The organism is Rhodopila sp. (assembly GCF_965277825.1).
Lineage (GTDB): Bacteria > Pseudomonadota > Alphaproteobacteria > Acetobacterales > Acetobacteraceae > Rhodopila.
The window spans coordinates 1,780,479-1,805,550 of record NZ_OZ255846.1 but is presented as its reverse complement, the minus strand read 5'-3'; the positions used below and the strand labels follow the sequence as shown (position 1 = coordinate 1,805,550).

Here is a 25,072-nt window from a genome sequence, read left to right as displayed (position 1 = left end):
ACTTGCGCGTCGCGCGCCGGGACCCGATACATCCGCCCATGAACGACACCAGCACGACCCCGCCGCGGCAGGAGCCGGTGCCACCGGAGGGTAGGCCGCGCTACGATTTCGCCGCCGCCGAACCGAAATGGCAGCAGGCCTGGGCGGACCGAGCGTGCTTCCGGGTCGAAGACGTGCCGACCGACGGAAAGCCGAAATACTACGTGCTGGAGATGTTTCCCTATCCCAGCGGCAAGATCCACATGGGGCATGTGCGCAACTATACGCTGGGCGACGTGGTGGCGCGCTACAAGCGGGCGCGCGGCTTCTCGGTGATGCATCCGATGGGCTGGGACGCGTTCGGCCTGCCGGCGGAGAATGCCGCGCGGGAACGCGGCGTGCATCCGGCCAAGTGGACCTTCGAGAACATCGCCGCCATGCGCGCCGAGCTGCGGCGGATGGGGCTGTCGCTGGAGTGGGAGCGCGAGTTCGCCACCTGCCAGCCAGAGTATTACCGCCATCAGCAGAAGCTTTTCCTGGATTTCCTGCGCGCCGGGCTGGCCGAACGCAAGGAGAGCTGGGTCAATTGGGACCCGGTGGACGGCACCGTGCTGGCCAATGAGCAGGTGATCGACGGCCGCGGCTGGCGCTCCGGCGCGCCGGTGGAGAAGAAGCTGCTGAGCCAATGGTTTCTTAGCATTACCAAATACGCCCCCGAACTGCTGGATGCGCTGGAGCGGATGGACCGCTGGCCGGAGCGGGTGCGGCTGATGCAGGCGAACTGGATCGGCCGCAGCGAGGGGGCGCGGCTGGCGTTCGACCTGGAGGGCGGTGGCGACAAGGTCGAGGTCTACACCACCCGGCCGGATACGTTGTTCGGGATGTCGTTCCTGGCGATCGCGCCGGAGCACCCGTTGGCGGCGGCGGTGGCGGCGCGCGATCCGAAGGTGGCGGCGTTCGTTGCCGAGTGCCGCAGCCGGGGCACGTCGGAGGCGACGATCGAAGCGGGGGAGAAGCTGGGCCATGACACCGGCGTGCGTGTCGCCCATCCGTTCATCGCCGGCGCCAGCTATCCGGTGTGGATCGCCAATTTCGTGCTGATGGAATACGGCACCGGGGCGATCTTCGGCTGCCCCGGACACGATCAGCGTGACATGGAGTTCGCGCGCAAATACGGGCTGGCGGTGACGCCGGTGGTGCTGCCGCCGGGCGCCGACGCGGCGACGTTCTCGTTGGTCAACGAGGCTTATGTCGGGCCGGGCACGATTTTCAACTCGGGCTTCCTGGACGGGCTGGAGGTCGCTGCAGCGAAGCGCGCGGTGATCGCCAGGCTGGAGGCCGAAGGAGTCGGCCAGGGACTGACCAACTGGCGGCTGCGCGACTGGGGAGTATCGCGGCAGCGCTACTGGGGCTGCCCGATCCCGGTGATCCATTGCGCCGCCTGTGGCGTGGTGGCGGTGCCGGACGATCAGTTGCCGGTGCGGCTACCCGATGACGTGACGTTCGACCGGCCGGGCAATCCGCTGGACCATCATCCGACCTGGAAGCACGTCCGTTGTCCGAACTGCGGCGCGGCAGCGACGCGGGAGACCGACACGTTCGACACCTTTGTCGACAGCGCCTGGTATTTCGCCCGATTCTGCAGCCCGCTGGCCGACGTTCCGGTGGACAAAGCGGCAGTCGATCACTGGATGCCGGTGGACCAGTATATCGGCGGCATCGAGCACGCGATCCTGCATCTGCTATATTCGCGCTTCTTCACCCGCGGCATGAAGGCGACCGGGCAGATCTCGGTAGACGAGCCGTTCGCCGGGCTGTTCACCCAGGGCATGGTGAACCACGAATCGTATCGTTCGGCGGACAATCGCTGGCTGTATCCGGACGAGGTGGAAAAGCGCGCCGACGGCAGCGCGGTGCTGCGCGATAGCGGCGAGCCGGTGGTCGTCGGGCGGGTCGAGGCAATGAGCAAGTCGCGCCGTAACACCATCGATCCGGGCGCGATCATCGCTCGATACGGCGCCGACACGGCCCGCTGGTTCATCCTGTCCGACAACCCACCGGATCGCGACATGGAATGGACCGAGGCCGGGGCGGCCGGGGCGTTCCGGTTCACTCAGCGGGTGTTCCGCCTGGCCGAGGCGCTGGACGGGGTGCGTGCCGAAATCATGCCGGACGGATTTGGCCCAGCCGGGCGCACACTGCGGCGGGCGACGCATCGGGCGATCGCCGCGCTGACCGAGGCGCTGGAAGGGTTCGCCTTCAACGTCGCGGTGGCTCGGCTTTACGAGCTCGCCAACGCCATCACCGAGGCCGAACGCGCAGCGGTGCAAGGCGGGGGTTCGGAGGCCGGCCTGGCCTGGGCTCGGCGGGAGGCGGTGGAGATGCTGGTCCGGCTCGCCAGCCCGATGATGCCGCACCTGGCCGAGGAGGTGTATGCCCGGCTGTTTCCCGATAGCGGCCATCTGGTCGCGGAACTCGCCTGGCCGGAAGCCGACCCGTGGCTGTTGGCGGCCGACAGCGTCACCTATGCGGTGCAGGTCGGCGGCAAATTGCGCGGCACCATCGAGGTCGCCCCCGATGCGCCGCGGGAGGCCAATCTCGCGGTCGCCAAGGCCGAGGAGAACGTGGCCAAGGCGTTGGCAGGCAAACGCGTCGTCAAGGAGATCTATGTCCCCAACCGGATCATCAACTTTGTGGTCGCGGGATGACGCGGGTGATGGGTCGCCGTCGGGTCTGCCTCGGGTCTGCCTCGGCCTTGGGTGCGACAGTCCTGGTCCCGCTGACGCTGGCCGGATGCGGGTTTCAGCCGGTTTACATGCCGACGGCTTCGAACAAGCCAGGTGTAGCGCAGCGCGATCTGTCGAACGTGTTCGTCGAGATCATCCCGGAACGACCGGGGCAGTTGCTGCGCCAGGCGCTGCAGGAGCGGTTCGGCGACGATTCGGGTACGCCGGCGAGCTATAACCTGCGGGTGTCCTTCGGCATCGCCGGCGAAGGCATTGCCGTCGACCCCGCGAACATCGCCACAAGGGTGCGGTTTATCGGGACCGCGAGCTGGACCTTGCTTGGTCATGACGACAAACGCTCTGCCCTGACCGCGGGTAGTGCGCGGGCGGTCGATGGGCTGAACGTTTTCGATTCGCAGTATTTCGCCTCCGACTTGGAGACCGAGACGGAACAGAAGCGCATCGCGGAGAACATCGCCACCCAGATCGCCACCCAACTGGCGGTGTGGTTCCGCCGGCGGGCGGCCCAGCGGGTTGAGGCGGGATCGTAACGTGAAGCTGGCCCCGGCCCGGATCGATGCGTTTTTGCGCGATCCCGCCGGCTGCCGCGTGGTGCTGCTGTTCGGTGAGGATGCCGGCATGATCCGTGACCGCGCCGAGACCCTGGTGCGGGCGGTGGCCGGATCGCTGGATGATCCGTTCCTGGTGACCGAACTGACGCGCGAGGAGATCAGGCGATTGCCCGACGAATCGGCAGGATTGTCTCTGCTGGGCGGACGGCGGGTGGTTCGGGTGCGTGACGTCACCGATGCAGCCAACGATGCGGTGCAACTGGTGCTGAAAAGACAGGCGCCGGCGCTGGTGGTGCTGGAGGGGCCAACGCTGGCGGCGCGATCGAAACTCCGCACCGCGCTAGAAGCGGCGGCCGACGGCGTGGCGATCGGCTGCTATCCCGAACAGGGGCGGGCGCTGGAGGAGACCATCCGGGAGACGTTGCGGGCCAATGGCGCTGGGATCGACGTTGACGCGCTGTCGTGGCTGGCGCAGCAACTCGGCGCCGATCGGGCTTCGACGCGGGCGGAGTTGGAAAAGCTGGCGCTGTATGTCGGCCCGGGCAACCGGGTGGATGTGGCGGCGGCGATGACCTGCGTCGGCGATTTGGCGGGGTTGTCGCTGGACGATGCGCTGATGGCCGCGACCACCGGGGATGTGGCGACCGCCGATCGAGCATTGGAGGCGGCGGTGGCCGAGGGCGCGGCGCCGGTGCAGGTGCTGCGTGCCGCGCTGGGCCATCTGGGCAAATTGCATCGGGCCAGGCTGGCGATGGACGAGCAGGGGCTAGGCGCCGCCGATGCGGTCAAGACGATCCGGCCGCCGGTGTTCTATCAAAAGGTGGGGGCGTTCACCCGATCGTTGGGAGTGTGGCCGGCGGCGACCCTGGCCTCGGCGATGGCGGCGTTGGCTGAGGCCGAACGCGGCTGCAAGCGGACCGGCTTGCCGGATCAGGCGCTGTGCCGGAACGCGGTTCTGACGCTGGCGCGGCGGTCGGCGGCGATGTTGCGCAACTCAAGACGGTAGTTTTTTAAGAGACGGGTCGTATCATTTTTTGGTGTCAGACCGTTTAATTATTCTTTATTTTGTTTCCCCAGTGTGTCAGAACAACTGCGTTCTTGTTTCGGTGCAGCAGCTGGACTCCGGGTCGTTTCTGGGGCGGGCCGCTGCGACAGTTTATACGCCGGAGTTTCTGGACCAGTGGTTCTGAGCGAGCCGTTCTGGGCCGGCCTTTCTGGGAGAGTGCGATGTCGATCAAGCGACCCGGGTTCCAGACCATCCAGGACATGGCCTTCACCGTGGGTGTGCGGCCGATCGGCCTGACCGATCTCGCGTTCATGGAGCAGGCGATGATGGAGATCGCGCCGGATCTGTCGGTTGAACTGCATGGCATGTGCGCCGACGAAGCGTTCATGATCGTGCTGCCCGATGACGGTGACGACGCCAAGGGTCCCAGCTTCATGATCAGCCGGGAGACGTTCGGTTTCCGGTTGGATCAGGTGCATTGGGATGCGGTGAACGAGGTCGGCGTTTTTGCTTCGCTCAACGACGTTGTCAATGTGCTTGGCGTGCGGCTGGCGGTGTTTCCGGACTGGGCGGCGCCGGACTCGGTCACGCTGCATTAGATCGTTTAATGCCGCGGCCCGGGCTCGCCCCAGCCCCCGCTCCGACGGGACTGGCCTGGTGTCATCCCCATGGCGTGACGGAACATGGCGGTGAAGGCGGCCGGACGGGCGTAGCCGAGATCGAAGGCGATCGTTGTGACCCGATCACCGCGCGATAACCGGGGCAAGGCTGACAGCAGGCACGCCCTTCGCTGCCAAGCCGCAAAGCTCAGTCCGGTTTGATGACGGAATTCGCGGGTGAACCGGCGACGGCTCATCGCCAGATCCCGACACAAGGTGTCGATTGTATCGCGCATGGTCGGCTGCTCGATGAAGCGGCGGCAGCGCTGGGCGAGCTTTCCGTCCGCTAGCAGCGGTAGGCTGAGGGGCAGGTCCGGCGCGGCCTCGATCTCGCTGATCAGCAGGGACATGATCCGGCCGGCGCGGCTCTCGGCGTCGTATTCCGCCGGGAGGTCGACGGCCGCGATCAGCAATTGGCGGAGCAGCGGCGCGATGCCGACCACGCGGCAGTGCGATGACAGGCTCTGCGCTGGATCCGGGTCGAGATAAACGCTGCGGGTTGCAACCGGACCCAGCATGATGATGGCGTGCAGCACGCCGGCGGGGATCCAGATGCCCTGGCTGGGCGGCGCCATCCAGGCGCCATGCGCGCTCTGCACCAGCATCGTGCGGTGTTCGGCGAACAGCAGTTGCGCACGGCGATGGCGGTGCGGCGGGTGGTGGTGTCCGTTCGGGTAGTCGTTGCCGACGGCGACGATCGGTCGCGCCACGCTTTCGACCTGCTCTGCGCGAACCTGCCTCGTTATGGCCCGACTTCATAGCATTTGGCCCGCTGTCGAAAGTAGGCCGAGATCAGCTTGCTATGATCTGTCCGGCGAGACGCGGTTCGGGCCGGTGTGAGGGAGTCGGGCCGGTGTGAGGGAGAAGGAGCGGACATTGTCGATCGACATCGGCCAGGATGCGGCGGCGGGCGGTATGGCGCGGTCGGTCGGCAAGACCGAGCTGTTCCTGGGCTTCCTCAAGATCGGCATGCTGGGCTTCGGCGGCATCGCGCCGTGGGCCCGCCACGTAATCATCGAGGAGCGGCGCTGGCTGACGGAGCAAGAGTTCGCGGCGATCCTGGGCATCGGTCAGATCCTGCCGGGCCCGAACACGATGAACGCCGCCGTCATCATCGGCGACCGGTTCCAAGGTGTGGCCGGCGTGCTGTTGTGCCTGTGCGGGCAGATGGCGGTACCGCTGGTCATCGTGACCAGCCTGGCGGTGGGTTATGAGCGGGTCAGCAGCGTTCCCGAGGTCAATGCCGCGCTGGTCGGTGCGGCGGCCGGCGCTGCCGGGCTAGTGATGGGCACGGCTGTCAAGATGGCGCGCAAGATCCGGCCAACGCCGCGGGCGCTGCTGACCACTGGTGCGGCATTCGTCAGCGTCGGGTTACGGGCATGGCCCCTGGTGCCGGTCGTTGCCGTGCTGGTGCCGTTGTCGATCGCCGCGGCGGCGCGGGAGCGACGGGCATGAACGTCGGGTTGCTGACGCAGATCGCGCGGGTATTCTCAACGCTTTCGCTGGTCTCGATCGGTGGCGCCAATGCGGTGTTGCCGGAGATCAGGCGACAGGTGGTGATGTGCATGGTTGGATGGGTGACACGGCGTTTGCCAACGTGTTCGCCATTTCCCATGCCGCGCCGGGACCCAACATCATCATGGTCAGCCTGATCGGCTGGCAGCTCGCGGGTCTGGCCGGGTTGGCGGTTGCGACACTCGCCATCATGCTGCCGTCCTGCACGCTGGCGTCGGTGACCGCGCGCATGATCGGGCGCTGGTCGGGGCATTGGCGCATCGAGTTGCTGAAGCGCGCGCTGGTTCCGGTGGCGCTTGGCCTGATGCTGGCGAGCGGGGTGGCGATGATGCGGACCGCGGACCACGATATGCTGACGGTGGCGATCAGCCTGGCGACCGCCGGGTTCGTCAAGGTCAGTGCGTGCAACCCACTCTGGGCGCTGGCTGGCGCGACGTTGGTGAACGTGGTCGCGCCGCACCTCTGAACGCCAGACTATGGCCTGCGCCGGAAGTCTGCGCCGGAGGTGGATTCGCCGGGCTTTACCGCGGGTTCCCGGCGGCGCTGATTAGAGGCTGAATAGGCGGCCCCAGCCGGTGACCCGGGCAGGGTCGATTCCGGCGAGCTTCAGGCTTTTCCAGACCACCGTGGCGATGGTGTCATAGATCGGGATCCCGGTCTGCCGTTCCAACGCGGCGACCAGAGGGGCGGCGTTCAGGTTGGTGCAGATGATGCCGATCGCATCCGGCTTCGCGGCCGCCACGGCGCGGACCATGCCGGCGATGGTGTCGGCGGAGGTTTCGCAGAAGGCAAAATTGTCCTGGATGCCGAGATGGCGCTCCGGGTCGCAGGTGATGCCCAGCACGGCATAGTTGGCAACGATGCGCTGCTGCACGGCATCGATATAGGGGGTCACCAGGCCGAAGCGGCGCACGCCGGTCTCGGCGAGGACCTGATTCAGCGCCAGCATCGAGGTGGTGGCGCGGATGCCGGTGGCGGCCTGGATTCGTTCACACAGGCTTGTGTCGGCATCGAAGCCGAGCCAGCCGGACGAGGTGCCGTTCCAGGCGATGACGTCAACTTTGGCGTGCGCCAGAAGCTCGGCCGCTGCCAGGATCGGCCGGTCGTCGAATTGCGCCATGGCGTCGCCAGTCAGTGCGATCTCGGTTACCCGAAAGCGGGAGAAATGCACTGACACCGTGGGCAGAGCGGCCAGCATCGCGGTTGTGACGGGTTCCAGGGTCGTGTTGGAAGATGGCGTCAGCATGCCGAGGCGGATGGGGCGGGTCATTTAGGCAGTTTCGCATGGCGGGCCCGCGGCGTGAAGGCGAATGGTGTGACGGCAAACCCGGGGGGTGCGTCGCAAGTTTCAGCGGATAGTCCGGCATGTGCGCCGGATGAAAGGAATCCGATGGCAACGCCTGAGAAAGCCGAGTGGAAGCGGGACAAAGCGCTAAAGGACAGTTTTCCGGCCAGTGACGCGCCGGCTAATTCCGGCACGACCGGCGCTGAGAAGCCGGACAAGCCGTCGCACCAGCGCGACATCGAGGAGCAGCCAACCGGAATGCCGACCTCCGATCGGCATGCGACCGAGACCGCGCATCAGTGGGAGCATGAGGAAAAGCCAAAGCCGAAGCGGTGAGCCTTTAGGGCGGCGATCGAGGGCAGAGGGGCGGCGGTTCAGACGGATCGGCGTTTAGATCGCTTTTCGAAAGAACACACGCTGATAGCCGGCTTGTTCGCTGCGGCCGGTCTCCTGCCAGCCGAGTGCGGGATACATTGCCAGGTTTTCGGTCATCTTCTCGTGGGTGTAGAGGCGCAGTTCCGTGTAGCCGCGCCGTGCGGCCTCCTGTTCGGCGAAGGTCATGAGGCTGCGTCCGACTCCCTGCCCGTGCTGCGCCGGATCGACGGCTACGTTGTCGAGGGCGAGATGGTCGTGTTCCGGGATCAGCACGATCAGGCCGAGAACGGAGCGCTTGGTTTCGGCGACCCAGACGGTGTGGTGCCGAATGTGGTTGGCATAGTCGTCGATCATCGGTCCAGGGGGTTTGCCGATTCTTTCGATGTATTTGTGGTAGGCGGCGGCGATGATCCGGGTGATTGCCTGCAGGTCGGACGCGTCAGCCGGGCGGATTTTCATGCTGGTGGCCTTTTGGGCGAGGATCCGATCGGCGGGTTTGTGGTCGGTGCCGGTAAGTGGGTGAACTGGCCAAGCTAGTTCATTGCGCGCGGGGCGGCCCGAGCCCGGTCATGGCACGCCAGGTGAGCCAAGCCCGGTCATGACAAATCAGGCATGACGCGATGGCTGGCTGCGGCTGCTCGCCACGTGGGAGTGGACCAGGCCCGGTTCCGTGGTGTTGGGCCAGGTCCGATCACGAAAGGGTGGTCAGAACTTGGAAACGCGGGTCTCCTTGGAGGTGATGAACTCGAGCAGGGCGGGCTTGCCGGCCTGGGTCTGCTCGATGCCGCGCTGGATCGCGGCCTTGATGTCGTTGGGCTGGGTGACCCGTTCGCCGTAGCCGCCGAACGCTCGGGCCATCGCGGCGTAATCGCCGGAGATGTCGGTGGAGCGGTATTTCTCGGTGGAGATCGGCATCACCTTCAGTTCGATCGCCATGGAGAAGTTGTTCAGTAGGATCGACAGGATGGGGATGCGCTCGCGCACGCAGGTCTCGAAATCCATGCCGGTAAAGCCGATCGCGGCGTCGCCCCAGAGATTGATGCACAGCTTGTCCGGCTTGGCGAGTTTGGCGCCCATCGCCAGGCCGAGACCCATGCCTAACTGGGTGGTCTTGCCCCAGCCGATGTAGGACAGCGGTTCGGTGGACACCCAGAACGGCGAGATCTGGTCGCGTGGGCTGCCGGCGTCGTGGGTGATGATGGTGTTTTTCAGGTCCACCGTGTTCATCAGTTCCCAGATCACCCGGTAGGGGCTGAGCGGAGCGTCATTCGAGTTCAGCAGCGGGCGCCACTGTTCCATCCATTCCTCGCGTACCTTGGTGATCTCGGCCACCACCGGTTTGGCATCGCGGTTCGACTTGATGGTCTGGCCCAGTTCGCCGATCAGCGCGGCGAGCGTGAGCTTGGCGTCGCCGACCAGGCCGATCGAGCTGACCACATCCTTGTTCAGATGGTTCGGATCGAGCGTGGCATGGATGAAGGTCTTGCCCTTGGGGAATTTGATGCCGAAATTCGTTTCGGTGAACGAGCAGCCGATGCCGATGATCAGGTCGGCGTTGTGGATGAAGTAATGCACCGGCTTGGGCACCGCATTGCCGCCGGAGCCTAGCGACAGCGGGTGGTTTTCGGGGAACGAGCTCTTGCCGCCCAGGCTGGTGGTGACCGGCGCGCCCAGCAGTTCGGCGAAGGCGCGCAACTCGCCCCAGGCCTCGGCCCATTGCACGCCGGTGCCGGCGTAGATCACAGGGCGCTTGGCCTGCAGGATGGCCGCGGCTGCCTTGCGGATATCGATCGGGTCGGGGGCGTATTTGTGCACGCCGACCGAAGCGTAGTCGAGTTCGCCGACCTCATCGTTCCAGATGTCGGTGGGGATTTCGACGATAGCGGGTCCGCTGCGGCCGTTACGGATGGCGCTGAAGGCGCGGCGCATGACGTGGGCAACCTCGGATGGCAGGCCGACCGGTTCGGCCAGCTTGGAGATGCCGCGCATTTCGCGCACCGCGTTGTAGTTCGGGTCGATATGGGCGATGCGGCGCGGATAGCCTTGCGGGATGACCAGCATCGGCACCGATTCTGAGAATGCCTGTGCCACGCCGCCATAGGCGTTCTCGGTGCCCGGGCCGTGCTGCATGCAGAACGCGCCGATCTTGCGGCCCGAGGTGACGCGCGAAATCGCGTCCGCCATGTGCAGTCCGATGCGCTCCTGGCGCACGATGACGGGGCGGATGTCGGCTGCGGCGGCGAACTCCAGCAGGTGGTTGACCGGATAGCCGCAGAGGATCTCGATGCCCTCGCGCTTCATGATTTCCGCCACTGCCTGACCGAGCTTCATTGAGCCGTCTCCTGTTTGTCGTTGGTTGTCTGTCGCTGGTTGTCTGTCGCTTAATCTGGGGGACGGTAGGACCGGGCAGTCCGTCTGGCAACGTTGGCGGCGGGCGGCGGCGTCACCACATCAGATCGGGTTGTGGAGTGGCCGATGAATAGTGGGGCGTTTGATACTAGCGGTTGCGCCGATCGGGTCATCTCACCACAATGGGTAGGAGCGGCAGCCGCGACGATTCGGTGCCGCACAGGGTTTCAGGAAGGGATCGACATGGATGGGCTAACCCGGGGGCCGGATGAGCATCCGATCCGATTCGACCTGCTGACCGAGAACCCGGTGTACAAGCCGTTCCGCTATCCGTGGGCGTATGAGGCGTGGCTGACGCAGCAGCGGGTACACTGGCTGCCCGAGGAAGTGCCGTTGGCCGACGACGTCAAGGACTGGCACCGCAACCTGACCGATGGCGAGCGCAACCTGCTGACTCAGATCTTCCGCTTTTTCACCCAGGCCGATGTCGAGGTGAACAACTGTTATATGAAGCACTACAGCCAGGTGTTCAAACCCACCGAGGTGCTGATGATGCTGTCGGCGTTTTCCAACATGGAGACGGTGCACATCGCGGCTTACAGCCACCTGCTGGATACCATCGGGATGCCGGAGATCGAGTATACCGCGTTCCTGAAATACAAGGAGATGAAAGACAAGTACGACTACATGCACGGTTTCCGCGTCGATTCGCGGTTCGAAATCGCCAAGACGCTAGCCGCGTTCGGTGCCTTCACCGAGGGACTGCAACTGTTCGCGTCATTCGCCATCCTGCTGAATTTTCCGCGGTTCGGGAAAATGAAGGGGATGGGGCAGATCGTCACCTGGTCGGTGCGCGACGAGAGCCTGCACTGCGCCTCGGTGATCAAGCTATTCCGCACCTTCATCCAGGAAAACCCGGATCTGTGGACCGAGGAACTGCGGCGCGAGATCTACCTGACCTGCGCCACTATCGTTTCGCATGAGGATGCGTTCATCGACCTGGCGTTCGAGCAGGGGCCGGTCGATGGGCTGACGCCGCGCGAGGTCAAGCAGTACATCCGCTTCATCGCCGACCGGCGGCTGATCGAGCTGGGCTTGAACGAACTGTTCCATGTGGCGAAGAATCCGCTGCCCTGGTTGGACGAAATGCTCAACGCGGTCGAGCATGCGAATTTTTTCGAGAATCGGGCGACCGAATACAGCAAGGCCTCGACCTCCGGCACCTGGGAGGAAGCCTGGACCTAACCGGCGGCGGAGCGGCCCGGCCGAGGGGCTGGGGGTGGATGATGCGGGCGTAACGATCGGCCGATTGACATTCGCCCGGCGGTCGCGCTGATGTTGTCGTGCCGATGGAGTTTGCCGATGTGCCTTGCTGGTTGGTTCACTGGGCGGCACGGCGCGGGCAGCTTCATCGTGGCGGCAATAATCCGGCCACTTCAAGGTGGCGTTTGAGGGGACCTCCATCATGGCTGCATCATATGCGGGCGAATGTTTTTGCGGCTCGGTCCGGATCGAGGCCTCGGGCGAGCCTGAGGGCATGGGGTATTGCCACTGCCGGTCGTGCCGGTCCTGGTCGGGTGGTCCGGTAAATGCGTTCAGCCTGTGGAAGCCCGACGCGGTGCGGGTGGTTTCCGGGGGCGAGAACATCGCGACGTTCGAGAAGACCGAGATGAGCCAGCGCAAGTACTGCAGCAAGTGCGGCGGCCACGTGATGGCCAACCATCCCACGCTGGGGCTGGTCGATGTGTTTGCAGCGACTTTGCCGACGCTGGCGTTCGCCCCTGGCGTGCACGTGAACTATGCCGAGACGGTCCTGCCGATGAAGGACGGGCTTCCCAAGATGAAGGATTTTCCGAAGGAATTCGGCGGCTCGGGCGACCTCGTCGCGGAGTAGCGGCGGCGCGGAACTGCGGCGGCCGGGCTGCGGCGCGGCGACTTTTGGGGTCGGCAGGGCGCGGGTTCGAGGCCTCTGCGCGGAGGGAGGATGCAATTTTGAAATGAATAGTCCCTGGATTCGGCCGAACCGCTGTCCTGGCGGTTTTCGGCTGACTGCGGCTGGGGCCAACCGGTCGGCATGAACGTCATTTCCAGCGTCAGGCCAGCAGCTTTGTCGGTCGAGGGGGTTAGCCACGCCTATGGCACTCGCCGGGCGTTGCACGGGGTTTCGCTGGCGGTCGCGCAAGGCCAGTTCACCGCGGTGCTGGGATTGAACGGCGCCGGCAAGACCACGCTTCTGTCGCTGATCACTCGGTTGTTCGACACGCAAAGTGGCAGCATCAGCGTGTTCGGCCATCGGATCGACCGAGCGCCGGGTGAGGCGTTGCGCCGGCTGGGGGTGGTGTTCCAGGCGCGCACGCTGGATCTGGATCTGTCGGTGATGGACAACCTGTTGTTCCACGCCGCGCTGCACGGCATCGGGCGTCGCGAGGCCCGCCGGCGCGCCGATGTCGCGCTGGCCGATGTCGATCTGTCGAAGCAGGCGCGCGACAAGGCGCGCAACCTGTCGGGCGGGCAGATGCGGCGGGTGGAGATCGCCCGCGCGCTGTTGCACGAACCTCGGGTGCTGGTGCTGGACGAACCGACCGTCGGGCTGGATATCGCGTCACGTCAGGGCATCGTCAGCCATGTCCGCCGGCTGGTGCGGGAGCGTGGCGTGGGTGTGCTGTGGACCACGCATCTACTGGACGAGATCGAGTCTTCGGATTACGTTCTGATTTTGCACCAAGGGCACGCTCTGGCGCAAGGGGTGGCGGCCGAGGTGATCGCCGCCTCGGGTGCCGAGACGCTGCGCGCGGCGTTCGCCGGTCTGACCGAGGCGGCATGAGCGAGCTTGCGCAAGAAATCGCCCAGCGTCGCGGCTTCACCGCCGGGCAATACCTGATTTGCCTGCGCGGCATCATGTGGCGCGAGGCGTTGCGCTTCGTGCACCAGCGCGAGCGTTTTGTTTCGGCACTGGTTCGGCCGCTGGTGTGGCTGTTCATCTTCGCCGCCGGCTTCCGCCAGATCCTTGGCGTGTCGATCATCCCGCCGTACGACACCTACGTGCTGTACGAGGTCTACGTCACGCCGGGCCTGATCGCGATGATCCAGTTGTTCAACGGCATGCAGTCGTCGTTGTCGATGGTTTACGACCGCGAGATGGGCAACATGCGCATGCTGCTGGTCAGTCCGTTCCCGCGCTGGTTCCTGCTGCTTTCCAAGTTGCTGGCGAGCACCGCGGTATCGATCCTGCAGGTGGCGGCGTTTCTGCTGGTTGCGACGCTGTGGGGGGTGGATCTGCCGCCGTGGTCGTTCCTGACGGTGCTGCCGGCGCTGGTGCTGTGCGGGCTGATGCTGGGAGCGCTTGGGATGCTGCTGTCGTCGCTGATCAAGCAACTGGAAAATTTCGCTGGGGTGATGAACTTCGTTATTTTCCCGATGTTCTTCGCGTCCTCGGCGCTGTATCCGCTGTGGCTACTGCAGCAGTCCAGCCCGGTGGTGTATTTCGTCTGCCGACTGAATCCGTTCACCTATGGGGTGGAGCTGATCCGGTTCACGCTGTACGGCAAGCTGGATGTCACCGCGCTGATCGTGGTCGTTTCGGTGACGGTGGTGTTCATGACCGGGGCGATCCTGGCCTACGATCCGGCGCGAGGCCTGTTGATGCGGCGCGGCGGGGGGCCGGCGTGATGATCGGGCGGCGCGGCCTGATGGCGGGCGCGGCGACGCTGGTTGGCGGTGCGCCGGCCATCGTACGGCTGGGCATCCTGCAGTTCGGCACCGTGCAGTGGGTGGCCGACGTGATCCGGCGCCACGACCTGGATACCCGGCACGGCTTCTCGCTGCGGGGCACGCTGCTGGCGAACACCGATGCCGGCCGCATCTCGCTGATGGCGGGGGCGAGCGATGTCATCCTGTCGGACTGGCCGTTCGTCACGGCGCAGCGGGCGGCGGGCAGCAAGCTTTGCTTTGCCGGGTTCTCCAGCGCCAGCGGCGGGGTCGTGACCGCCCAGGATTCGCCGATCCGTGACTTGGCCGACCTGGCCGGACGCAAGCTGGGCGTGGCCGGCGGACCGGCCGACAAGTCCTGGCTGGTGGTGCGGGCAGCGGGCAAGGCGAGGGATGGCGTGGACCTTGCGGCCAGCGCTCGTTGCGTTTACGGCGCGCCGCCGCTGCTCGGGGCCAAGCTGAGGCAGGGTGAACTCGATGCGGTGCTGACCTACTGGAATTTTGTCGCCATGTTGCAGGCCGACGGATTTCGCCAGGCGGTCTCGGTTGCCGACTGCGTCAACGCGCTGGGGGTCTCGTCGCGGATTAGCATGGTGGGGTTCGTGTTCCACCAGGACTGGGCGGACGCCAACCGGGCGGCGATCGACGGCTTCCTGGCGGCGGTAGGCGATGCGGAACGGAAGCTGGCGGGTTCGCGGGCGGAGTGGGATGCGGTGCGTCCGCTGATGCGGGCCGATAACGATGCGCTGTTCGGCCGGCTGCGCGATGGTTTCGTTGCCGGCATGAGCAGGGCGGATGCGGCCGAGCAGGCGCGGGGCGCGGCGAGGTTGTTGGTGGTGCTGCGGCGGACCGGCGGCGCGGCGGCGACGGGAGGTGTCGAGACGCTGCCGCCCGGGGTGTTCTGGCCGGACACAGATGGCACGGGCTGAGACCGAGGCGGCGCGCGGCGGAACCCGGATGGCGCGGCCCGGGGCCGAGATGGCGGCCGGCACCCGGATGGCGGCTGCCGGAACCCGGATGGCGCCCCGCGAGGTCCGCGCACCGTCCGCGATCAGCCGCGATCGGCTGCTGTCGCTGGCCGGATTCGTTGCGATCTGGTGGGCTGGGGCGCATCTGGCCACCTCGCCTGGGTTGCTGCCGGGGCCGGGGCGGGTCGCGATGTTCGCCTGGCATGCCTGCGTCACCGGTGCGCTGCCGGCGGCGTTCGTCGCCACGCTGGCGCGGGTGGTGATCGCTTTCGTCATTGCCATGATCGGCGGCGGTGTCCTGGGCTACGTCGCTGGCTGTTCGGGGCGGGTCAATGCCTGGGTCGACCCTTGGGTGGTGATCGCGCTCAATCTGCCGGTGCTGGTCATCGTCGTGCTGGCCTATGTCTGGGTCGGGCTGAACGACGCCGCGGCGATCCTGGCGGTGGTGCTGGCCAAGGCTCCGACGGTAGTGGTGACGGTGCGCGAGGGGGCGAGGGCGCTGGATTCGGGGCTGGCGGAGATGGCGCGGGCGTTCCGCCTGCCGGCGGGGCGTCGGCTGCGCTTCGTGGTGTTGCCGCAGATGCTGCCCTATCTGGCCGCGGCTGGGCGCAGCGGCTTGTCGATCACCTGGAAGATCGTGTTGCTGGTGGAACTGTTGGGCCGACCGAGTGGCGTTGGTTACGAGCTGAATTTGTTTTTCCAGGATTTCAACGTGACCGGGATCCTGGCCTATGGCCTGGCGTTCGCCGGATTGATGCTGCTGGTCGAGAGCGCATTGCTGCAACCGCTGGAGCGGCGCGCGACCGCGTGGCGCTGCAATGCTTGAGGTTGGTATCATCCGCAAGCAGTCCGCCGGGCGCACCGTGCTGCAGGATGTTGCGTTCTCGATCCGGCGTGCCGAGGTGGTTGCCTTGCTGGGACCCTCGGGGGTGGGGAAGACCACGCTGCTGCGGATTCTGCTCGGACTCGACGACGGCTATGAAGGCCGCGTCCGGCGCGACTGGCGAAGCGTCGGCGTGGTGTTCCAGGAGCCCAGGCTGCTGCCGTGGCTGACGGTGGCGGAGAATATCCGCTTGGTGGTGCCCGCTGCGGCGAAGCCGCCCGACATCGACGGCCTGCTAGATGGCGTGCAGCTTGGCGGGGCCGGCGCGCTGCGCCCCGGGCAATTGTCGGTCGGCATGGCGCGGCGGGTGGCGCTGGCTCGGGCGCTGGCGGTGGCACCGGACCTGCTGGTGCTGGATGAACCGTTTGCGTCGCTGGATGCCAGGCTGGGAGCGGCGTTGGCGGACGGCCTGGCGCGCTGGGCGCGCGACACCGGGGCGGCGGTGATTGCCGCCACTCATGATCTGGCGCAGGTGATGCAAGCGGCCTCGCGGCTGTTGATCCTGGACGGCGTGCCGGCGACGCTGCGCGCGGATGTCGCGGTGCCAGATGGCGGTGATGGCGCGCTGTATGCCAGGCTGGTGGGGCAATTCGGTTTCTTGACGGGCGTGCACAGGACAACGGGAGAGCAGACATGATCGTATCGGTAATTTATCACCTTGCTGCCGGCCAGAAATTCGATCTGGACTACTACGTGAAGTCGCACGTGCCGCTGGTGAACTCGCTGCTGGGGCCACACGGTCTGAAGCGGACACAGTTTCTGCATGGCACCGGCGCGCCGAGCGGGGCGCCGTCGGCCGAGCTGATCGCGCTGCTGGAGTTCGATTCGCTGGCGGAATTCGCGGCGGCGATGGAACAGAACGGCGGCAAGCTGATGGGTGATATCGCCAACTTCACCGATGCACAGCCGTCGATACAGTTCAATGAACTGATCTAGGGTCCCGCTTCGAACGTTGGTTATGCTTGGATTCGCCGCCCCGATGCCAGTCATCAACTGACGGGCCAGATCGTTCGCCGCGGTTGAGAGCGCTACCACCCAGCGCTATTACACCTGTAGGGTTCTCGTTGACCGGATCGATGTTCCTGACCCGGGCGAACGCAACGAAATCCGCCCAGTGATGATCTGGCTGCTTCGGCCGAGGGTTTGCGTTTGACGTTCTGGCCAGGGAGCCATTGTAACGGTGCGGGGTAGTGGACGCGGATGCCGAACTGCACGGCCGGCGATTGATCCCGCGACTCGGTGCGGCGACCCCGGGGCAAAAAAACCTTGTCAGGACCTTCGCTTTGTCGGCAATTGGACCGACGGCGGCAGGGTTTTGTGCGCAGTAGATCCGGTGTATCGAGTCGAAACGCGCGAATATCGTATCATAAGTGCCAATTATTTTTGGCCCGACTGCGTTTTTGACGATGTTCGCGCCACAGTTAACGAGATTTTAACGTGCCTCGCTTCTCCGACGTGCATGATTTGGCCTGTGGCCCGCGCCGCGTGAGGCATGGTCCGAAGCGTTTCGTAGAAGGAGGGTGCAGAGTTGCACGGGTTGGAGGTTTCGATGGTGAATACCATCATGTCAGGGTCGGGCATGTCAGGGTCGGGCGTGAGCCAGATTGGTGACGATATCGGTCGGGAGACCGGCGGAGGGGCGGCTCCTCGTTACAGTCGGCGATTGTCAGACAAGATCCTGATCGCGTTCCACCATGCCTGCGATCAGGCGGATTTCGAGGTTGCGGAGCAGCTTCTCCATATCCTGGAGATGATGTTGACCCGCCGCCCGCTGACGCCGGACGGAACCAGGCGGCGCAACATGGAGAGCCTGATCGCTGCGCACGAGCGGCTATGGCATTTGCGTCATCCCAACGTGGATGAGGTCTAGGCGGCCGGCCAGCGCCGGCGCTGCGGGCCAGCGTTCCAAGCCTAAATTCCAAGCCAACGTTCCACTGGGATTCTCCACTGAGGTTATCTAGCCCGCGGGGTAACCATCGATCCGGACGATCGAGCCAAATGGTGCGCGCGCCGTTTCCTTTCAGACATTGTTTTCGCTGGCGGGGCCACGTCCGGTCCCGTGGCCCAGGGTCAGTGCCTCGCCGCCTGCCAGAATCGCCTGAGTAACCTGGGTAAAACCACCATCGGGGGCGTGCAGGACAAGTCCTGCAGCCAGCCGCATCGTGCCCCGTGCGTTCTTGATGCCGCGCAGCATAACCAGCTTGGCGCTGCGTCCTGGCTTCGGCCAGAGCGGAAACAGCACTGAGCAGGGGCAGGAGCTGACGGCCATCGCCGTCAGGCAGGCCGGGCACCTTGCGGCCGGGACAATCAAGGTCAGGCTGCCGCGGTCGCGCAGAGAGCGGCTAAGTCGGTCGATCCAGCCAGCGATCAGCATGTCGGAGCCTCGCTTCGCGGTATCGCGGGCGGGGTCCGGGGAGGCGGTGCCGTCGGCTGCGTGGTACGGCGGGTTGGCGAACGCATGGTCGAACAGTTGCGGCAACGAGGCGGTTTCGATAGGGTCAGCCAGGATCCCGATGCCGGTGAAGCCGTTGGCGCGGGCGTTCTCAGCCGCCAGCGCGGCGAGTGCGGCGTCAACCTCGACGCCGGTAGACAGCAGATGCGGAACGCGGGCGTTCAGGCACAGCAGGCCTGCGCCGGCACCGGTGCCCGCCTCCAGCACCTGCTGGTTCGGTCGCGCCGGAACCGAAGCGGCGAGCAACACCGGCTCAATGCCGCTGCGAAAGCCGGTTGGCGGCTGGTGGTAGATGACCCGACCGCCCAGCAAGCGAGCGTCGGCGGTCACCCTTCGTTGGCTTCCTGCAAAATTCGGCAGGCCTGAGCATAGTCCTCGGTGCTGACCGCCAGCCGGCGCTGGATGGCGCCGGCGCTGCCCTCGAGCACGCTGGTGTGGGTGTCGAGCAAGACGGCCTCGATCCCGGCATCGGCCAGAAGCACGGTCAGAAACGATAGCCTGATCATATTATTCGAGGTGACGACCACTCGCATGGCGCAATGGTGGGCCGGATGAGACTCGGGTGCAACCGCGATGGCGAGCGTTGGCGGCCGGGTGTACGCCGCCAGGGGCGTTGATTTGGCTGCACAATCCTGGTTTGCGGCGGGGAGGGGTGGCGGCGCGGCGGCAGGAACTTCGCGGCGCATCGCTCGCGGGGGGCTGGCTTGACCCGATTTGATGCCCACCGATATGAAGGTTGCGCTCCAAAGCAACACGCCCATTTGGGCAAGTCGGGAGAACAAATTGGGCGACGTCGCCAGCCCCCTCGATCCAGGCGTGGCGCTCGTGTCCGGTTCAACCGAACACACGAGCGAGGATGCGCTGTCGGCCCTGGTCAACCTGGTCGAGGCGGACCTGGAAGCCTGCAACCACGTCATCGTCGGGCGGATGGACAGCCCGGTTACGCTGATACCGCAACTGGCGGCGCATATCGTCGCGGCCGGAGGCAAGCGGCTGCGACCGTTGCTGACGCTGGCGGCGGCGCGTCTGTGCGGCTACCCGGACCGCGACGGCGGCGCGCGTCACGTCGAGCTGGCGGCCTGCGTCGAGTTCATCCACACCGCTACCCTGCTGCACGACGACGTGGTGGACGAGAGCCAGTTGCGCCGCGGCCTGGCGTCGGCCAACGCGGTGTTCGGCAACAAGGCGTCGGTGCTGGTCGGCGACTTCCTGTTCGCGCGGGCATTTCAACTGATGGTCGAGGATGGCTCACTGAAGGTGCTGGCGATCTTGTCGGCCGCCGCGGCGACCATTGCCGAAGGCGAAGTGCTGCAACTGGTGACGCAGAACGACCTGACTACCACCGAAGCCCGCTACCTGGAGGTCATCCAGGGCAAAACCGCGGCGCTGTTCGCTGCCGCCTGCCAGATCGGTGCCGTGGTTGCCGATCGCTCGGAACGCGAGGAAACGGCGCTGGCAGCCTATGGCATGAAGCTGGGGATCGCCTTTCAGTTGGTCGACGACGCACTGGACTACGTTGCCGACCAGGCGACGCTGGGCAAAACGATCGGCGACGACTTCCGCGAGGGCAAGATAACCCTGCCGGTGCTGGTGGCGTTCGTGGCCGGCGATGAACGCGAGCGAGCATTCTGGCAACGCACCATCGAGGCGATGCAGCAGACCGACGCCGACCTGGATCATGCGATGCACCTGATCGCCGGGCACGGCGCGATCCGAGCCACGCTGGAGCGGGCGCAATGGTTCGTGCAGGAGGCGAAGGCAGCGCTTTTGGTGTTTCCCGACAGTGCGATCCGCCGCGCACTGGCCGATGTCGCGGACTATACGGTGCAACGGTTGCGATAGAGCATGATCGCTGCTTAGGCGGAGCGGTCAGGCGGCGTAATCATGCGACAAACAAAGAGCTTGAGCATTTGCGGCCTGTGTAGTCAGGCTGGAAATTGTCTAGTCTGCCAGCCAAGGGTTCGGCTGGCTCCATTTGACCCATTATCGTTATTACAACGAGCAATGGGGCATTCGTGACAGAGAGGAGGTCGCTTTGACTGAGCCCGTCAGGCAGCCGGTTGTCATTCCCGCGAAGAATGGTCGTGCTTATGAGATGGGGCGGATGCGGGCCATTTTCAAAGCGGACCGAGATGAGACGGCGGGTCGCTACTCAATATCCGAGTGGTGGCTGGAACCGCGCACAAGAGGCCCAGGCGTTCATGCTCATAGCGACGACCATATCTTTTATGTGATCGAAGGGTCGCTCAGCTTAGCTGTCGATGGACGGTGGTCCATTTTGGACGCAGGCGGTTACGCCGTCATCCCGGGAGGCACCCCCCACGATTTTGCGAACAGAGGCACGGTGGAAGTGGGCTTCATCAGTCTAAACACGCCGGCTGGTTTTGAAGCGAAGATGCCGGGAATTGCTGCGGCACTTACGGCGGAGGACCTTCGGTTCGATTGATGGAGCGTGCAGCGGCCCGCAAAAGTTACGTAAGGTCGATCCGTTATCAAAACGGTATCAGACCCACGGCCCAGGGATTGCGCAGAGCCTGCGTGCAACCCGTCAATCTCTCCGCGCAGAGGTATTGGAAATTGCGCTGCGCTTGCAGCGGCCGGCGCAGTTGAGACCGGGATGGGCGGCGCGGCGGCCGATCTCAGGCGGTGGCCGGAACCGGGCCTCGATCCGCAGCAGCCCGTGATGACGATCGGGCAAGGACACCAGTCAAGCTGTCATGGCACTGGCCCGGGCGTTGTGGCACTGTGTCCTGGTCAGATTGGCGGTCGTGAATTCAGTGGCCAAACGAACCAGACCTCGAGGCAAGCCTGTCCCTCGGGACGGTGTGCCGTCTTGGCAACGCTCGTCGAGGCAAGGCGGCAACGCCAGACTCCCTGATACCGCGGTGGTTCAGATCACCGGCACTGACCCCGATGGTGACGCGGTTGGGCGCCCGGCGGACTGGCAACGTTCGGCCGGGCCGGCGCCGATGGTGCTGATGCAGCCCGAACGCCCTGGCACGCCGGCGCTGGCGCCTGGAGAACGGGTTCTGGCGCGGCTGACCCCGATCGGGCCAGGGCGCTACGAGGGTCGGACATTGCGGCGCATCGACGCGGCCCCGGGCCGCATCCTTGGTGTGTTCAGACGCGGGCGCGACAATCGGATCGAACCGACCGATCGGCGGTCAAAGGCCGAGTGGATCGTGCCGCCGGGGCAGGACGCGGGCGCTCAGGCCGACGAGATCGTGCTGGCCGAACCACTCGCCCGGCAGCAGCATCTGGGGCTGAAGCCGGCTCGGGTATTGCAGCGATTGGGCAAGCTGGGCGACGCCCGCTCGATCAGCCTGATAGCGATCCACAGTCACGACATCCCGCAGGCGTTTTCCGATGCGGCGCTAGACGAGGCCAAGCGGGCGCGGGCGGTCCGCCTAGGCAGCCGCACCGACCTGCGCGAGGTGCCGCTGATCACCATCGACGGGGCGGATGCGCGTGACTTCGACGACGCCGTATTCGCCGAACCGGACCCTGACACTGCCGGCGGCTTTCGCCTGCTGGTGGCGATCGCTGACGTGGCGCATTACGTGAAGCCCGCTTCGGCGCTGGACGTGTCCGCCGCCGCGCGCGGCAACAGCGTTTACTTCCCCGACCGTGTCGTGCAGATGTTGCCGGAGGAGTTGTCCAATGGCTGGTGCAGCCTGCGCCCGAAGCAGGATCGCGGCTGCCTGTTCGTCGAGATGCGGATCGATCGCGGCGGCCGCAAGATCGGGCATCGGTTCGGTCGCGGACTGATGCGCAGTGCCGCCCGGATGACCTACGAGCAGGTTCAGGCGGCGGCGAACGAGGGGCGTGACTCGGGTCCGCCGCTGGTCCATCTGTACGCCGCGTACCGAGCGCTATTGGGTGCCAGGATGCAGCGTGGCACGCTGGACCTTGATCTGCCCGAACGCGCGGTGGTGCTCGACGACCAGGGCCGGGTGGCCAGCGTGGCGCCGCGGCCTCGGCTGGACAGCCACCGGTTGATCGAGGAATTCATGGTGCTGGCCAACGTCGCGGCGGCCGAGCAACTGGAAGCGCTGCATATGCCGTGCATGTATCGCGTGCATGCGCCGCCGTCGGATGACAAGCTGGACTCGCTGCGCGGGTTTCTGGCGACTCTGGGGATTTCGCTGCCGGCGGGCAACCAACTGCATCCCGGCGATTTCGACCGGGTTTTGCGGCGTTACGCGGGCACCGCGGAATCGCAACTGATCAGCGAGGTGATGTTGCGCAGTCAGTCGCAGGCGGCATATAGCCTGGACAACATTGGTCATTTTGGCCTCGCACTGCCGCGTTACGCACACTTCACCAGCCCGATCCGTCGGTATGCCGATCTGTTGGTGCATCGCGCCTTGATCCGGGGTCTACGGCTTGGGCGCGACGGACTCAGCGACGATCAGGTGGCGGAGTTCGCCGAACTCGGCGACCGCATCACCGCGACGGAGCGGCGGGCGCAGCAGGCGGAGCGGGACGCGATCGACCGTTATCTGGCGGCGTTCATGTCCGGGCGGATCGGCGGCCATTTCGCGGCGCGCATCTCCGGAGTGACTCGTTTTGGGCTGTTCGTGACCGTCACCGAGACCGGAGCTACCGGCATCGTGCCGTTCGCCTCTTTGCCGGACGACTATTGGCAGTATGACGAACGCCAGCAGACGCTGACCGGTCGGCGCACGCAACAGGTGTTCCGGCTGGCGGAAGAGGTGGAGGTGCTGCTGTCGGAAGCCAATCCGGTGACCGGCGGGATGGTGTTTCATGTTCTGGGCGCGGGCTCCGGTGGCGCCGGGGGTGGGAAGCCGCGTTCGGGCCGAGCGCCCGGTCAGACCCGGGCGAAAGCTAATCCGCCAGGGGCGGCGGTGGGTTCTGGGGCGCCTGGTTCGGGAAAGCGCGGTTCAGGAAAGCGCGGTTCGGGAAAGCGGTCCGCCGGCTGGTGATGCGAATTGGCGTCCTTCTGGTGCTGTTCGTTGTCGGCCGTGCGCATGCCGAGCCGCCGGCCGCGGCGATGTTCGATCAGCAGCGGGTGGCCGCAGTTTACACTGAGGCGTTGAGTTTCGTCGCGCCACGGATTCTGGACCCGGTTGACGTTCCGCAACTGACGCTATGGGGTTTGCAGGGGCTAAGCACGCTGGATCCCGAGCTGCGGGTGGTGGCGACAGATGGGCGGCTGCGGCTGTTCAGGGCGGACCAACTGGTACTCGATATCGCCGCGCCCGGCGACCAGGCGCCGGCGGCGTGGGCCACCGCTGCCGCTTCCTTGACGTCGGCGGGGTTTGGGATTTCGCCGCCAGTCAGGCGAGCTGGGACCCAGGCGGTGGTGCAAGCTTTCTTCAGCCAGATGTTCGGTCGTCTGGACCCCTATTCGCGCTATGTGCCGCCGGCGGAGGCGGGTGAGGATCGGGCCAGGCGGGGCGGCCGAGCGGGGCTGGGGGTGGTGGTCGATTTGCGCGGCGCCTCGATCGAGGTGAGTTCGGTGGTGCGCGACAGCCCGGCGGCGATTGCCGGCATCCGGGCGGGGGACATCCTGACGGCGATCGACGGGCAGCGGACGCGGGACCAGGATCCGGCGACGATCGCGGCGTTGCTGTCCGGGCCCGAGGGATCCTCCGTTTCGCTGACTTGGCATGGCCGCGACGGGCATGGCCGCGAGGCCACTCTGGTGCGGGTGATGGTGCCCCCCGAGACCGTTTTCGCGCAGCGGTTTGCCGATGTCCTGGTGCTGCGGATCACCGGTTTCAGTAACAGCACGGCGTCGCATCTGGCGCTGTCGGTGCAGGACGCGGTGACCGGAGCGCATCCGGTCGATGGCATCGTGCTGGACCTGCGCAACAACCGCGGCGGGCTGCTGCGCCAGGCGGTGACGGCGGCGGATGCCTTCCTTCCGGCCGGGGTTGTGGCGACCACCGTCGGGCGCGATCCGGACTCGATGAACGTCTGGCGCTCGGTCGAGGGCGAATTGGCCGAGGATGTACCTCTGGTTATTCTGGTCGACGGCCATACCGCGAGTGCGGCGGAGATCCTGGCGGCGGCGCTAGCCGACAGGGGACGCGCCGTGGTGGTCGGCAGCGGGACGGTGGGCAAGGGGATGGTGCAGACGATCGACCCGCTGCCGGACGGCGGCGAGCTGTTTGTCACCTGGAGTCAGACGCTGGCGCCGCTGGGCTGGCCGATCCAGGGGCTGGGGGTGATGCCGCAGGTTTGCACCAGCCTGGGACCGGAGGCCTTGGACCGGCAAATGGCGGCGCTTTCCGACGGCTTTCAACCGATGGCCGAGGCGATCCGGCGGTCGCGAGCCGCGCGGTTGCCGCTGCCGGCGCCAGTGGTGCTGGAACTTCGCACGCCGTGCCCGGCCTCGGAGGGGCGGGAGCGGGACCTGGCGGCGGCTCGTCAACTGATCGCCGACCCGGCGGCCTACGCGGCGGCGCTGTTGCAGCCGTTTGAGGAGCAGTAATCGTGGTGGCGCTTTGGCCCCCGGCCATCGCCAAACTGCCGCTAAGACAGGAAAGGTTTTGCCGATAACGCTATTGTCAGATGACTCTGGGCACCAGAGTTGCGATTAATTCGCATGTGCGCATCGGCCAGATCG

25 protein-coding genes and 1 pseudogene are annotated in these 25,072 nt (G+C 65.8%); 20 read left to right on the top strand and 6 right to left on the bottom strand.

The annotated features are described in order from the left end of the window. Positions 1 to 38: 38 nt before the first annotated feature. The 4 genes from leuS (at position 39) to ACQY4T_RS09105 (ending at position 4,882) form a co-directional block, all read left to right on the top strand. Positions 39 to 2,687 carry a leucine--tRNA ligase gene (gene leuS / locus ACQY4T_RS09120; protein WP_428540491.1) on the top strand — a complete coding sequence of 883 codons (2,649 nt, stop codon included), beginning with the start codon at positions 39 to 41 and terminating at the stop codon, positions 2,685 to 2,687. Positions 2,688 to 2,695: 8 nt separating this feature from the next. Next, a complete protein-coding gene (gene lptE, locus ACQY4T_RS09115) occupies positions 2,696 to 3,256 on the top strand; it encodes an LPS assembly lipoprotein LptE (protein ID WP_428540488.1) in 561 nt (186 codons plus the stop codon). 1 nt (position 3,257) lies between these two features. Beyond that, entirely contained in the window at positions 3,258 to 4,283 is a 1,026-nt protein-coding gene (gene holA, locus ACQY4T_RS09110) for a DNA polymerase III subunit delta (RefSeq protein ID WP_428540485.1), read from the top strand. Positions 4,284 to 4,504: 221 nt separating this feature from the next. Continuing rightward, complete coding sequence (locus tag ACQY4T_RS09105; RefSeq protein WP_428540482.1) at positions 4,505 to 4,882, top strand: hypothetical protein; 378 nt, start codon at positions 4,505 to 4,507, stop codon at positions 4,880 to 4,882. 5 nt (positions 4,883 to 4,887) lie between these two features. Here the strand turns inward: ACQY4T_RS09105 and ACQY4T_RS09100 are convergent, their stop codons facing one another. Next, entirely contained in the window at positions 4,888 to 5,652 is a 765-nt protein-coding gene (locus ACQY4T_RS09100) for an AraC family transcriptional regulator (protein ID WP_428540479.1), read from the bottom strand. A 166-nt stretch (positions 5,653 to 5,818) separates the two neighbouring features. Between ACQY4T_RS09100 and ACQY4T_RS09095 the strand changes: the two genes are divergently transcribed. Both ACQY4T_RS09095 and ACQY4T_RS09090 read left to right on the top strand, forming a co-directional pair. After that, on the top strand, positions 5,819 to 6,397 hold the full coding sequence (locus tag ACQY4T_RS09095; protein ID WP_428540476.1) for a chromate transporter: 579 nt from the start codon (positions 5,819 to 5,821) through the stop codon (positions 6,395 to 6,397). 118 nt (positions 6,398 to 6,515) lie between these two features. Continuing rightward, positions 6,516 to 6,923 carry a chromate transporter gene (locus ACQY4T_RS09090; protein ID WP_428540473.1) on the top strand — a complete coding sequence of 136 codons (408 nt, stop codon included), beginning with the start codon at positions 6,516 to 6,518 and terminating at the stop codon, positions 6,921 to 6,923. Between the two features lie 81 nt (positions 6,924 to 7,004). Here the strand turns inward: ACQY4T_RS09090 and ACQY4T_RS09085 are convergent, their stop codons facing one another. Beyond that, positions 7,005 to 7,727: a maleate cis-trans isomerase family protein gene (locus tag ACQY4T_RS09085; protein WP_428540470.1), complete on the bottom strand. Its 723-nt coding sequence runs from the start codon at positions 7,725 to 7,727 to the stop codon at positions 7,005 to 7,007. A 120-nt stretch (positions 7,728 to 7,847) separates the two neighbouring features. On the opposite strand from ACQY4T_RS09085, the gene ACQY4T_RS09080 reads away from it, so the two are divergent. Further along, positions 7,848 to 8,078 (top strand): hypothetical protein, encoded by a 231-nt coding sequence (locus ACQY4T_RS09080; RefSeq protein ID WP_428540467.1) that lies wholly within the window; start codon positions 7,848 to 7,850, stop codon positions 8,076 to 8,078. Positions 8,079 to 8,132: 54 nt separating this feature from the next. Here the strand turns inward: ACQY4T_RS09080 and ACQY4T_RS09075 are convergent, their stop codons facing one another. Then, the gene (locus tag ACQY4T_RS09075) at positions 8,133 to 8,576 is read right to left on the bottom strand and encodes a GNAT family N-acetyltransferase (protein WP_428540464.1); all 444 of its coding nucleotides are present in this window, start codon (positions 8,574 to 8,576) and stop codon (positions 8,133 to 8,135) included. A 246-nt stretch (positions 8,577 to 8,822) separates the two neighbouring features. Beyond that, positions 8,823 to 10,463, bottom strand: a pseudogene (locus ACQY4T_RS09070) (thiamine pyrophosphate-requiring protein); the annotation flags it as partial. Between the two features lie 246 nt (positions 10,464 to 10,709). Here ACQY4T_RS09070 and ACQY4T_RS09065 point away from each other — a divergent pair. The 9 genes from ACQY4T_RS09065 to ACQY4T_RS09025 all read left to right on the top strand — a co-directional run bounded on the left by ACQY4T_RS09065 (position 10,710) and on the right by ACQY4T_RS09025 (position 17,895). Next, positions 10,710 to 11,711 carry a ribonucleotide-diphosphate reductase subunit beta gene (locus ACQY4T_RS09065; RefSeq protein WP_428540461.1) on the top strand — a complete coding sequence of 334 codons (1,002 nt, stop codon included), beginning with the start codon at positions 10,710 to 10,712 and terminating at the stop codon, positions 11,709 to 11,711. A 220-nt stretch (positions 11,712 to 11,931) separates the two neighbouring features. Beyond that, positions 11,932 to 12,360 carry a GFA family protein gene (locus tag ACQY4T_RS09060; protein ID WP_428540458.1) on the top strand — a complete coding sequence of 143 codons (429 nt, stop codon included), beginning with the start codon at positions 11,932 to 11,934 and terminating at the stop codon, positions 12,358 to 12,360. Between the two features lie 180 nt (positions 12,361 to 12,540). Beyond that, a complete protein-coding gene (locus ACQY4T_RS09055; RefSeq protein WP_428540455.1) occupies positions 12,541 to 13,290 on the top strand; it encodes an ABC transporter ATP-binding protein in 750 nt (249 codons plus the stop codon). After that, the gene (locus tag ACQY4T_RS09050; RefSeq protein WP_428540452.1) at positions 13,287 to 14,135 is read left to right on the top strand and encodes an ABC transporter permease; all 849 of its coding nucleotides are present in this window, start codon (positions 13,287 to 13,289) and stop codon (positions 14,133 to 14,135) included. The genes ACQY4T_RS09055 and ACQY4T_RS09050 overlap by 4 nt, the downstream gene beginning before the upstream one ends. After that, a complete protein-coding gene (locus tag ACQY4T_RS09045) occupies positions 14,135 to 15,103 on the top strand; it encodes an ABC transporter substrate-binding protein (protein ID WP_428542774.1) in 969 nt (322 codons plus the stop codon). Before ACQY4T_RS09050 ends, ACQY4T_RS09045 begins: the two co-directional genes overlap by 1 nt. Beyond that, the gene (locus ACQY4T_RS09040) at positions 15,090 to 15,968 is read left to right on the top strand and encodes an ABC transporter permease (protein ID WP_428540449.1); all 879 of its coding nucleotides are present in this window, start codon (positions 15,090 to 15,092) and stop codon (positions 15,966 to 15,968) included. The genes ACQY4T_RS09045 and ACQY4T_RS09040 overlap by 14 nt, the downstream gene beginning before the upstream one ends. Next, entirely contained in the window at positions 15,961 to 16,662 is a 702-nt protein-coding gene (locus tag ACQY4T_RS09035; RefSeq protein ID WP_428540446.1) for an ATP-binding cassette domain-containing protein, read from the top strand. Before ACQY4T_RS09040 ends, ACQY4T_RS09035 begins: the two co-directional genes overlap by 8 nt. Further along, a complete protein-coding gene (locus ACQY4T_RS09030; protein WP_428540443.1) occupies positions 16,659 to 16,961 on the top strand; it encodes an EthD family reductase in 303 nt (100 codons plus the stop codon). The genes ACQY4T_RS09035 and ACQY4T_RS09030 overlap by 4 nt, the downstream gene beginning before the upstream one ends. A gap of 613 nt (positions 16,962 to 17,574) precedes the next feature. Continuing rightward, positions 17,575 to 17,895, top strand: a complete 321-nt coding sequence (locus ACQY4T_RS09025) for a hypothetical protein (protein WP_428540440.1) — start codon at positions 17,575 to 17,577, stop codon at positions 17,893 to 17,895. A 150-nt stretch (positions 17,896 to 18,045) separates the two neighbouring features. On the opposite strand, the gene ACQY4T_RS09020 is transcribed toward ACQY4T_RS09025, so the two are convergent. Both ACQY4T_RS09020 and ACQY4T_RS09015 read right to left on the bottom strand, forming a co-directional pair. After that, positions 18,046 to 18,807: a tRNA1(Val) (adenine(37)-N6)-methyltransferase gene (locus ACQY4T_RS09020; protein ID WP_428540437.1), complete on the bottom strand. Its 762-nt coding sequence runs from the start codon at positions 18,805 to 18,807 to the stop codon at positions 18,046 to 18,048. Further along, positions 18,804 to 19,238 carry a DUF2007 domain-containing protein gene (locus ACQY4T_RS09015; protein ID WP_428540434.1) on the bottom strand — a complete coding sequence of 145 codons (435 nt, stop codon included), beginning with the start codon at positions 19,236 to 19,238 and terminating at the stop codon, positions 18,804 to 18,806. The genes ACQY4T_RS09020 and ACQY4T_RS09015 overlap by 4 nt, the downstream gene beginning before the upstream one ends. 55 nt (positions 19,239 to 19,293) lie before the next feature. Between ACQY4T_RS09015 and ACQY4T_RS09010 the strand changes: the two genes are divergently transcribed. From ACQY4T_RS09010 to ACQY4T_RS08995, 4 genes are all read left to right on the top strand, one after another. Next, positions 19,294 to 20,319: a polyprenyl synthetase family protein gene (locus ACQY4T_RS09010; protein WP_428542771.1), complete on the top strand. Its 1,026-nt coding sequence runs from the start codon at positions 19,294 to 19,296 to the stop codon at positions 20,317 to 20,319. A 133-nt stretch (positions 20,320 to 20,452) separates the two neighbouring features. After that, a complete protein-coding gene (locus ACQY4T_RS09005) occupies positions 20,453 to 20,923 on the top strand; it encodes a cupin domain-containing protein (protein WP_428540431.1) in 471 nt (156 codons plus the stop codon). Positions 20,924 to 21,362: 439 nt separating this feature from the next. Further along, positions 21,363 to 23,423 carry a ribonuclease R gene (rnr, locus tag ACQY4T_RS09000; RefSeq protein ID WP_428540428.1) on the top strand — a complete coding sequence of 687 codons (2,061 nt, stop codon included), beginning with the start codon at positions 21,363 to 21,365 and terminating at the stop codon, positions 23,421 to 23,423. Then, positions 23,423 to 24,937, top strand: coding sequence for a S41 family peptidase (locus tag ACQY4T_RS08995; protein ID WP_428540425.1), 1,515 nt, complete (start codon positions 23,423 to 23,425; stop codon positions 24,935 to 24,937). The genes rnr and ACQY4T_RS08995 overlap by 1 nt, the downstream gene beginning before the upstream one ends. Positions 24,938 to 25,072 lie beyond the last annotated feature (135 nt).

What these genes read in the sequence shown, in the direction of transcription:
- lptE (WP_428540488.1), top strand. Translation starts at nt 2,696, where the DNA reads ATGGGTCGCCGTCGGGTCTGCCTCGGGTCTGCCTCGGCCTTGGGTGCG.
- ACQY4T_RS09090 (WP_428540473.1), top strand. Translation starts at nt 6,516, where the DNA reads ATGGGTGACACGGCGTTTGCCAACGTGTTCGCCATTTCCCATGCCGCG.
- ACQY4T_RS09055 (WP_428540455.1), top strand. Translation starts at nt 12,541, where the DNA reads ATGAACGTCATTTCCAGCGTCAGGCCAGCAGCTTTGTCGGTCGAGGGG.
- ACQY4T_RS09015 (WP_428540434.1), bottom strand. Translation starts at nt 19,238, where the DNA reads ATGGGCGTGTTGCTTTGGAGCGCAACCTTCATATCGGTGGGCATCAAA.
- ACQY4T_RS09075 (WP_428540464.1), bottom strand. Translation starts at nt 8,576, where the DNA reads ATGAAAATCCGCCCGGCTGACGCGTCCGACCTGCAGGCAATCACCCGG.
- ACQY4T_RS09080 (WP_428540467.1), top strand. Translation starts at nt 7,848, where the DNA reads ATGGCAACGCCTGAGAAAGCCGAGTGGAAGCGGGACAAAGCGCTAAAG.
- ACQY4T_RS09025 (WP_428540440.1), top strand. Translation starts at nt 17,575, where the DNA reads ATGGTGAATACCATCATGTCAGGGTCGGGCATGTCAGGGTCGGGCGTG.
- leuS (WP_428540491.1), top strand. Translation starts at nt 39, where the DNA reads ATGAACGACACCAGCACGACCCCGCCGCGGCAGGAGCCGGTGCCACCG.
- ACQY4T_RS09065 (WP_428540461.1), top strand. Translation starts at nt 10,710, where the DNA reads ATGGATGGGCTAACCCGGGGGCCGGATGAGCATCCGATCCGATTCGAC.
- ACQY4T_RS09085 (WP_428540470.1), bottom strand. Translation starts at nt 7,727, where the DNA reads ATGACCCGCCCCATCCGCCTCGGCATGCTGACGCCATCTTCCAACACG.
- ACQY4T_RS08995 (WP_428540425.1), top strand. Translation starts at nt 23,423, where the DNA reads ATGCGAATTGGCGTCCTTCTGGTGCTGTTCGTTGTCGGCCGTGCGCAT.
- ACQY4T_RS09030 (WP_428540443.1), top strand. Translation starts at nt 16,659, where the DNA reads ATGATCGTATCGGTAATTTATCACCTTGCTGCCGGCCAGAAATTCGAT.
- ACQY4T_RS09035 (WP_428540446.1), top strand. Translation starts at nt 15,961, where the DNA reads ATGCTTGAGGTTGGTATCATCCGCAAGCAGTCCGCCGGGCGCACCGTG.
- ACQY4T_RS09105 (WP_428540482.1), top strand. Translation starts at nt 4,505, where the DNA reads ATGTCGATCAAGCGACCCGGGTTCCAGACCATCCAGGACATGGCCTTC.
- ACQY4T_RS09050 (WP_428540452.1), top strand. Translation starts at nt 13,287, where the DNA reads ATGAGCGAGCTTGCGCAAGAAATCGCCCAGCGTCGCGGCTTCACCGCC.
- ACQY4T_RS09045 (WP_428542774.1), top strand. Translation starts at nt 14,135, where the DNA reads ATGATCGGGCGGCGCGGCCTGATGGCGGGCGCGGCGACGCTGGTTGGC.
- ACQY4T_RS09040 (WP_428540449.1), top strand. Translation starts at nt 15,090, where the DNA reads ATGGCACGGGCTGAGACCGAGGCGGCGCGCGGCGGAACCCGGATGGCG.
- ACQY4T_RS09060 (WP_428540458.1), top strand. Translation starts at nt 11,932, where the DNA reads ATGGCTGCATCATATGCGGGCGAATGTTTTTGCGGCTCGGTCCGGATC.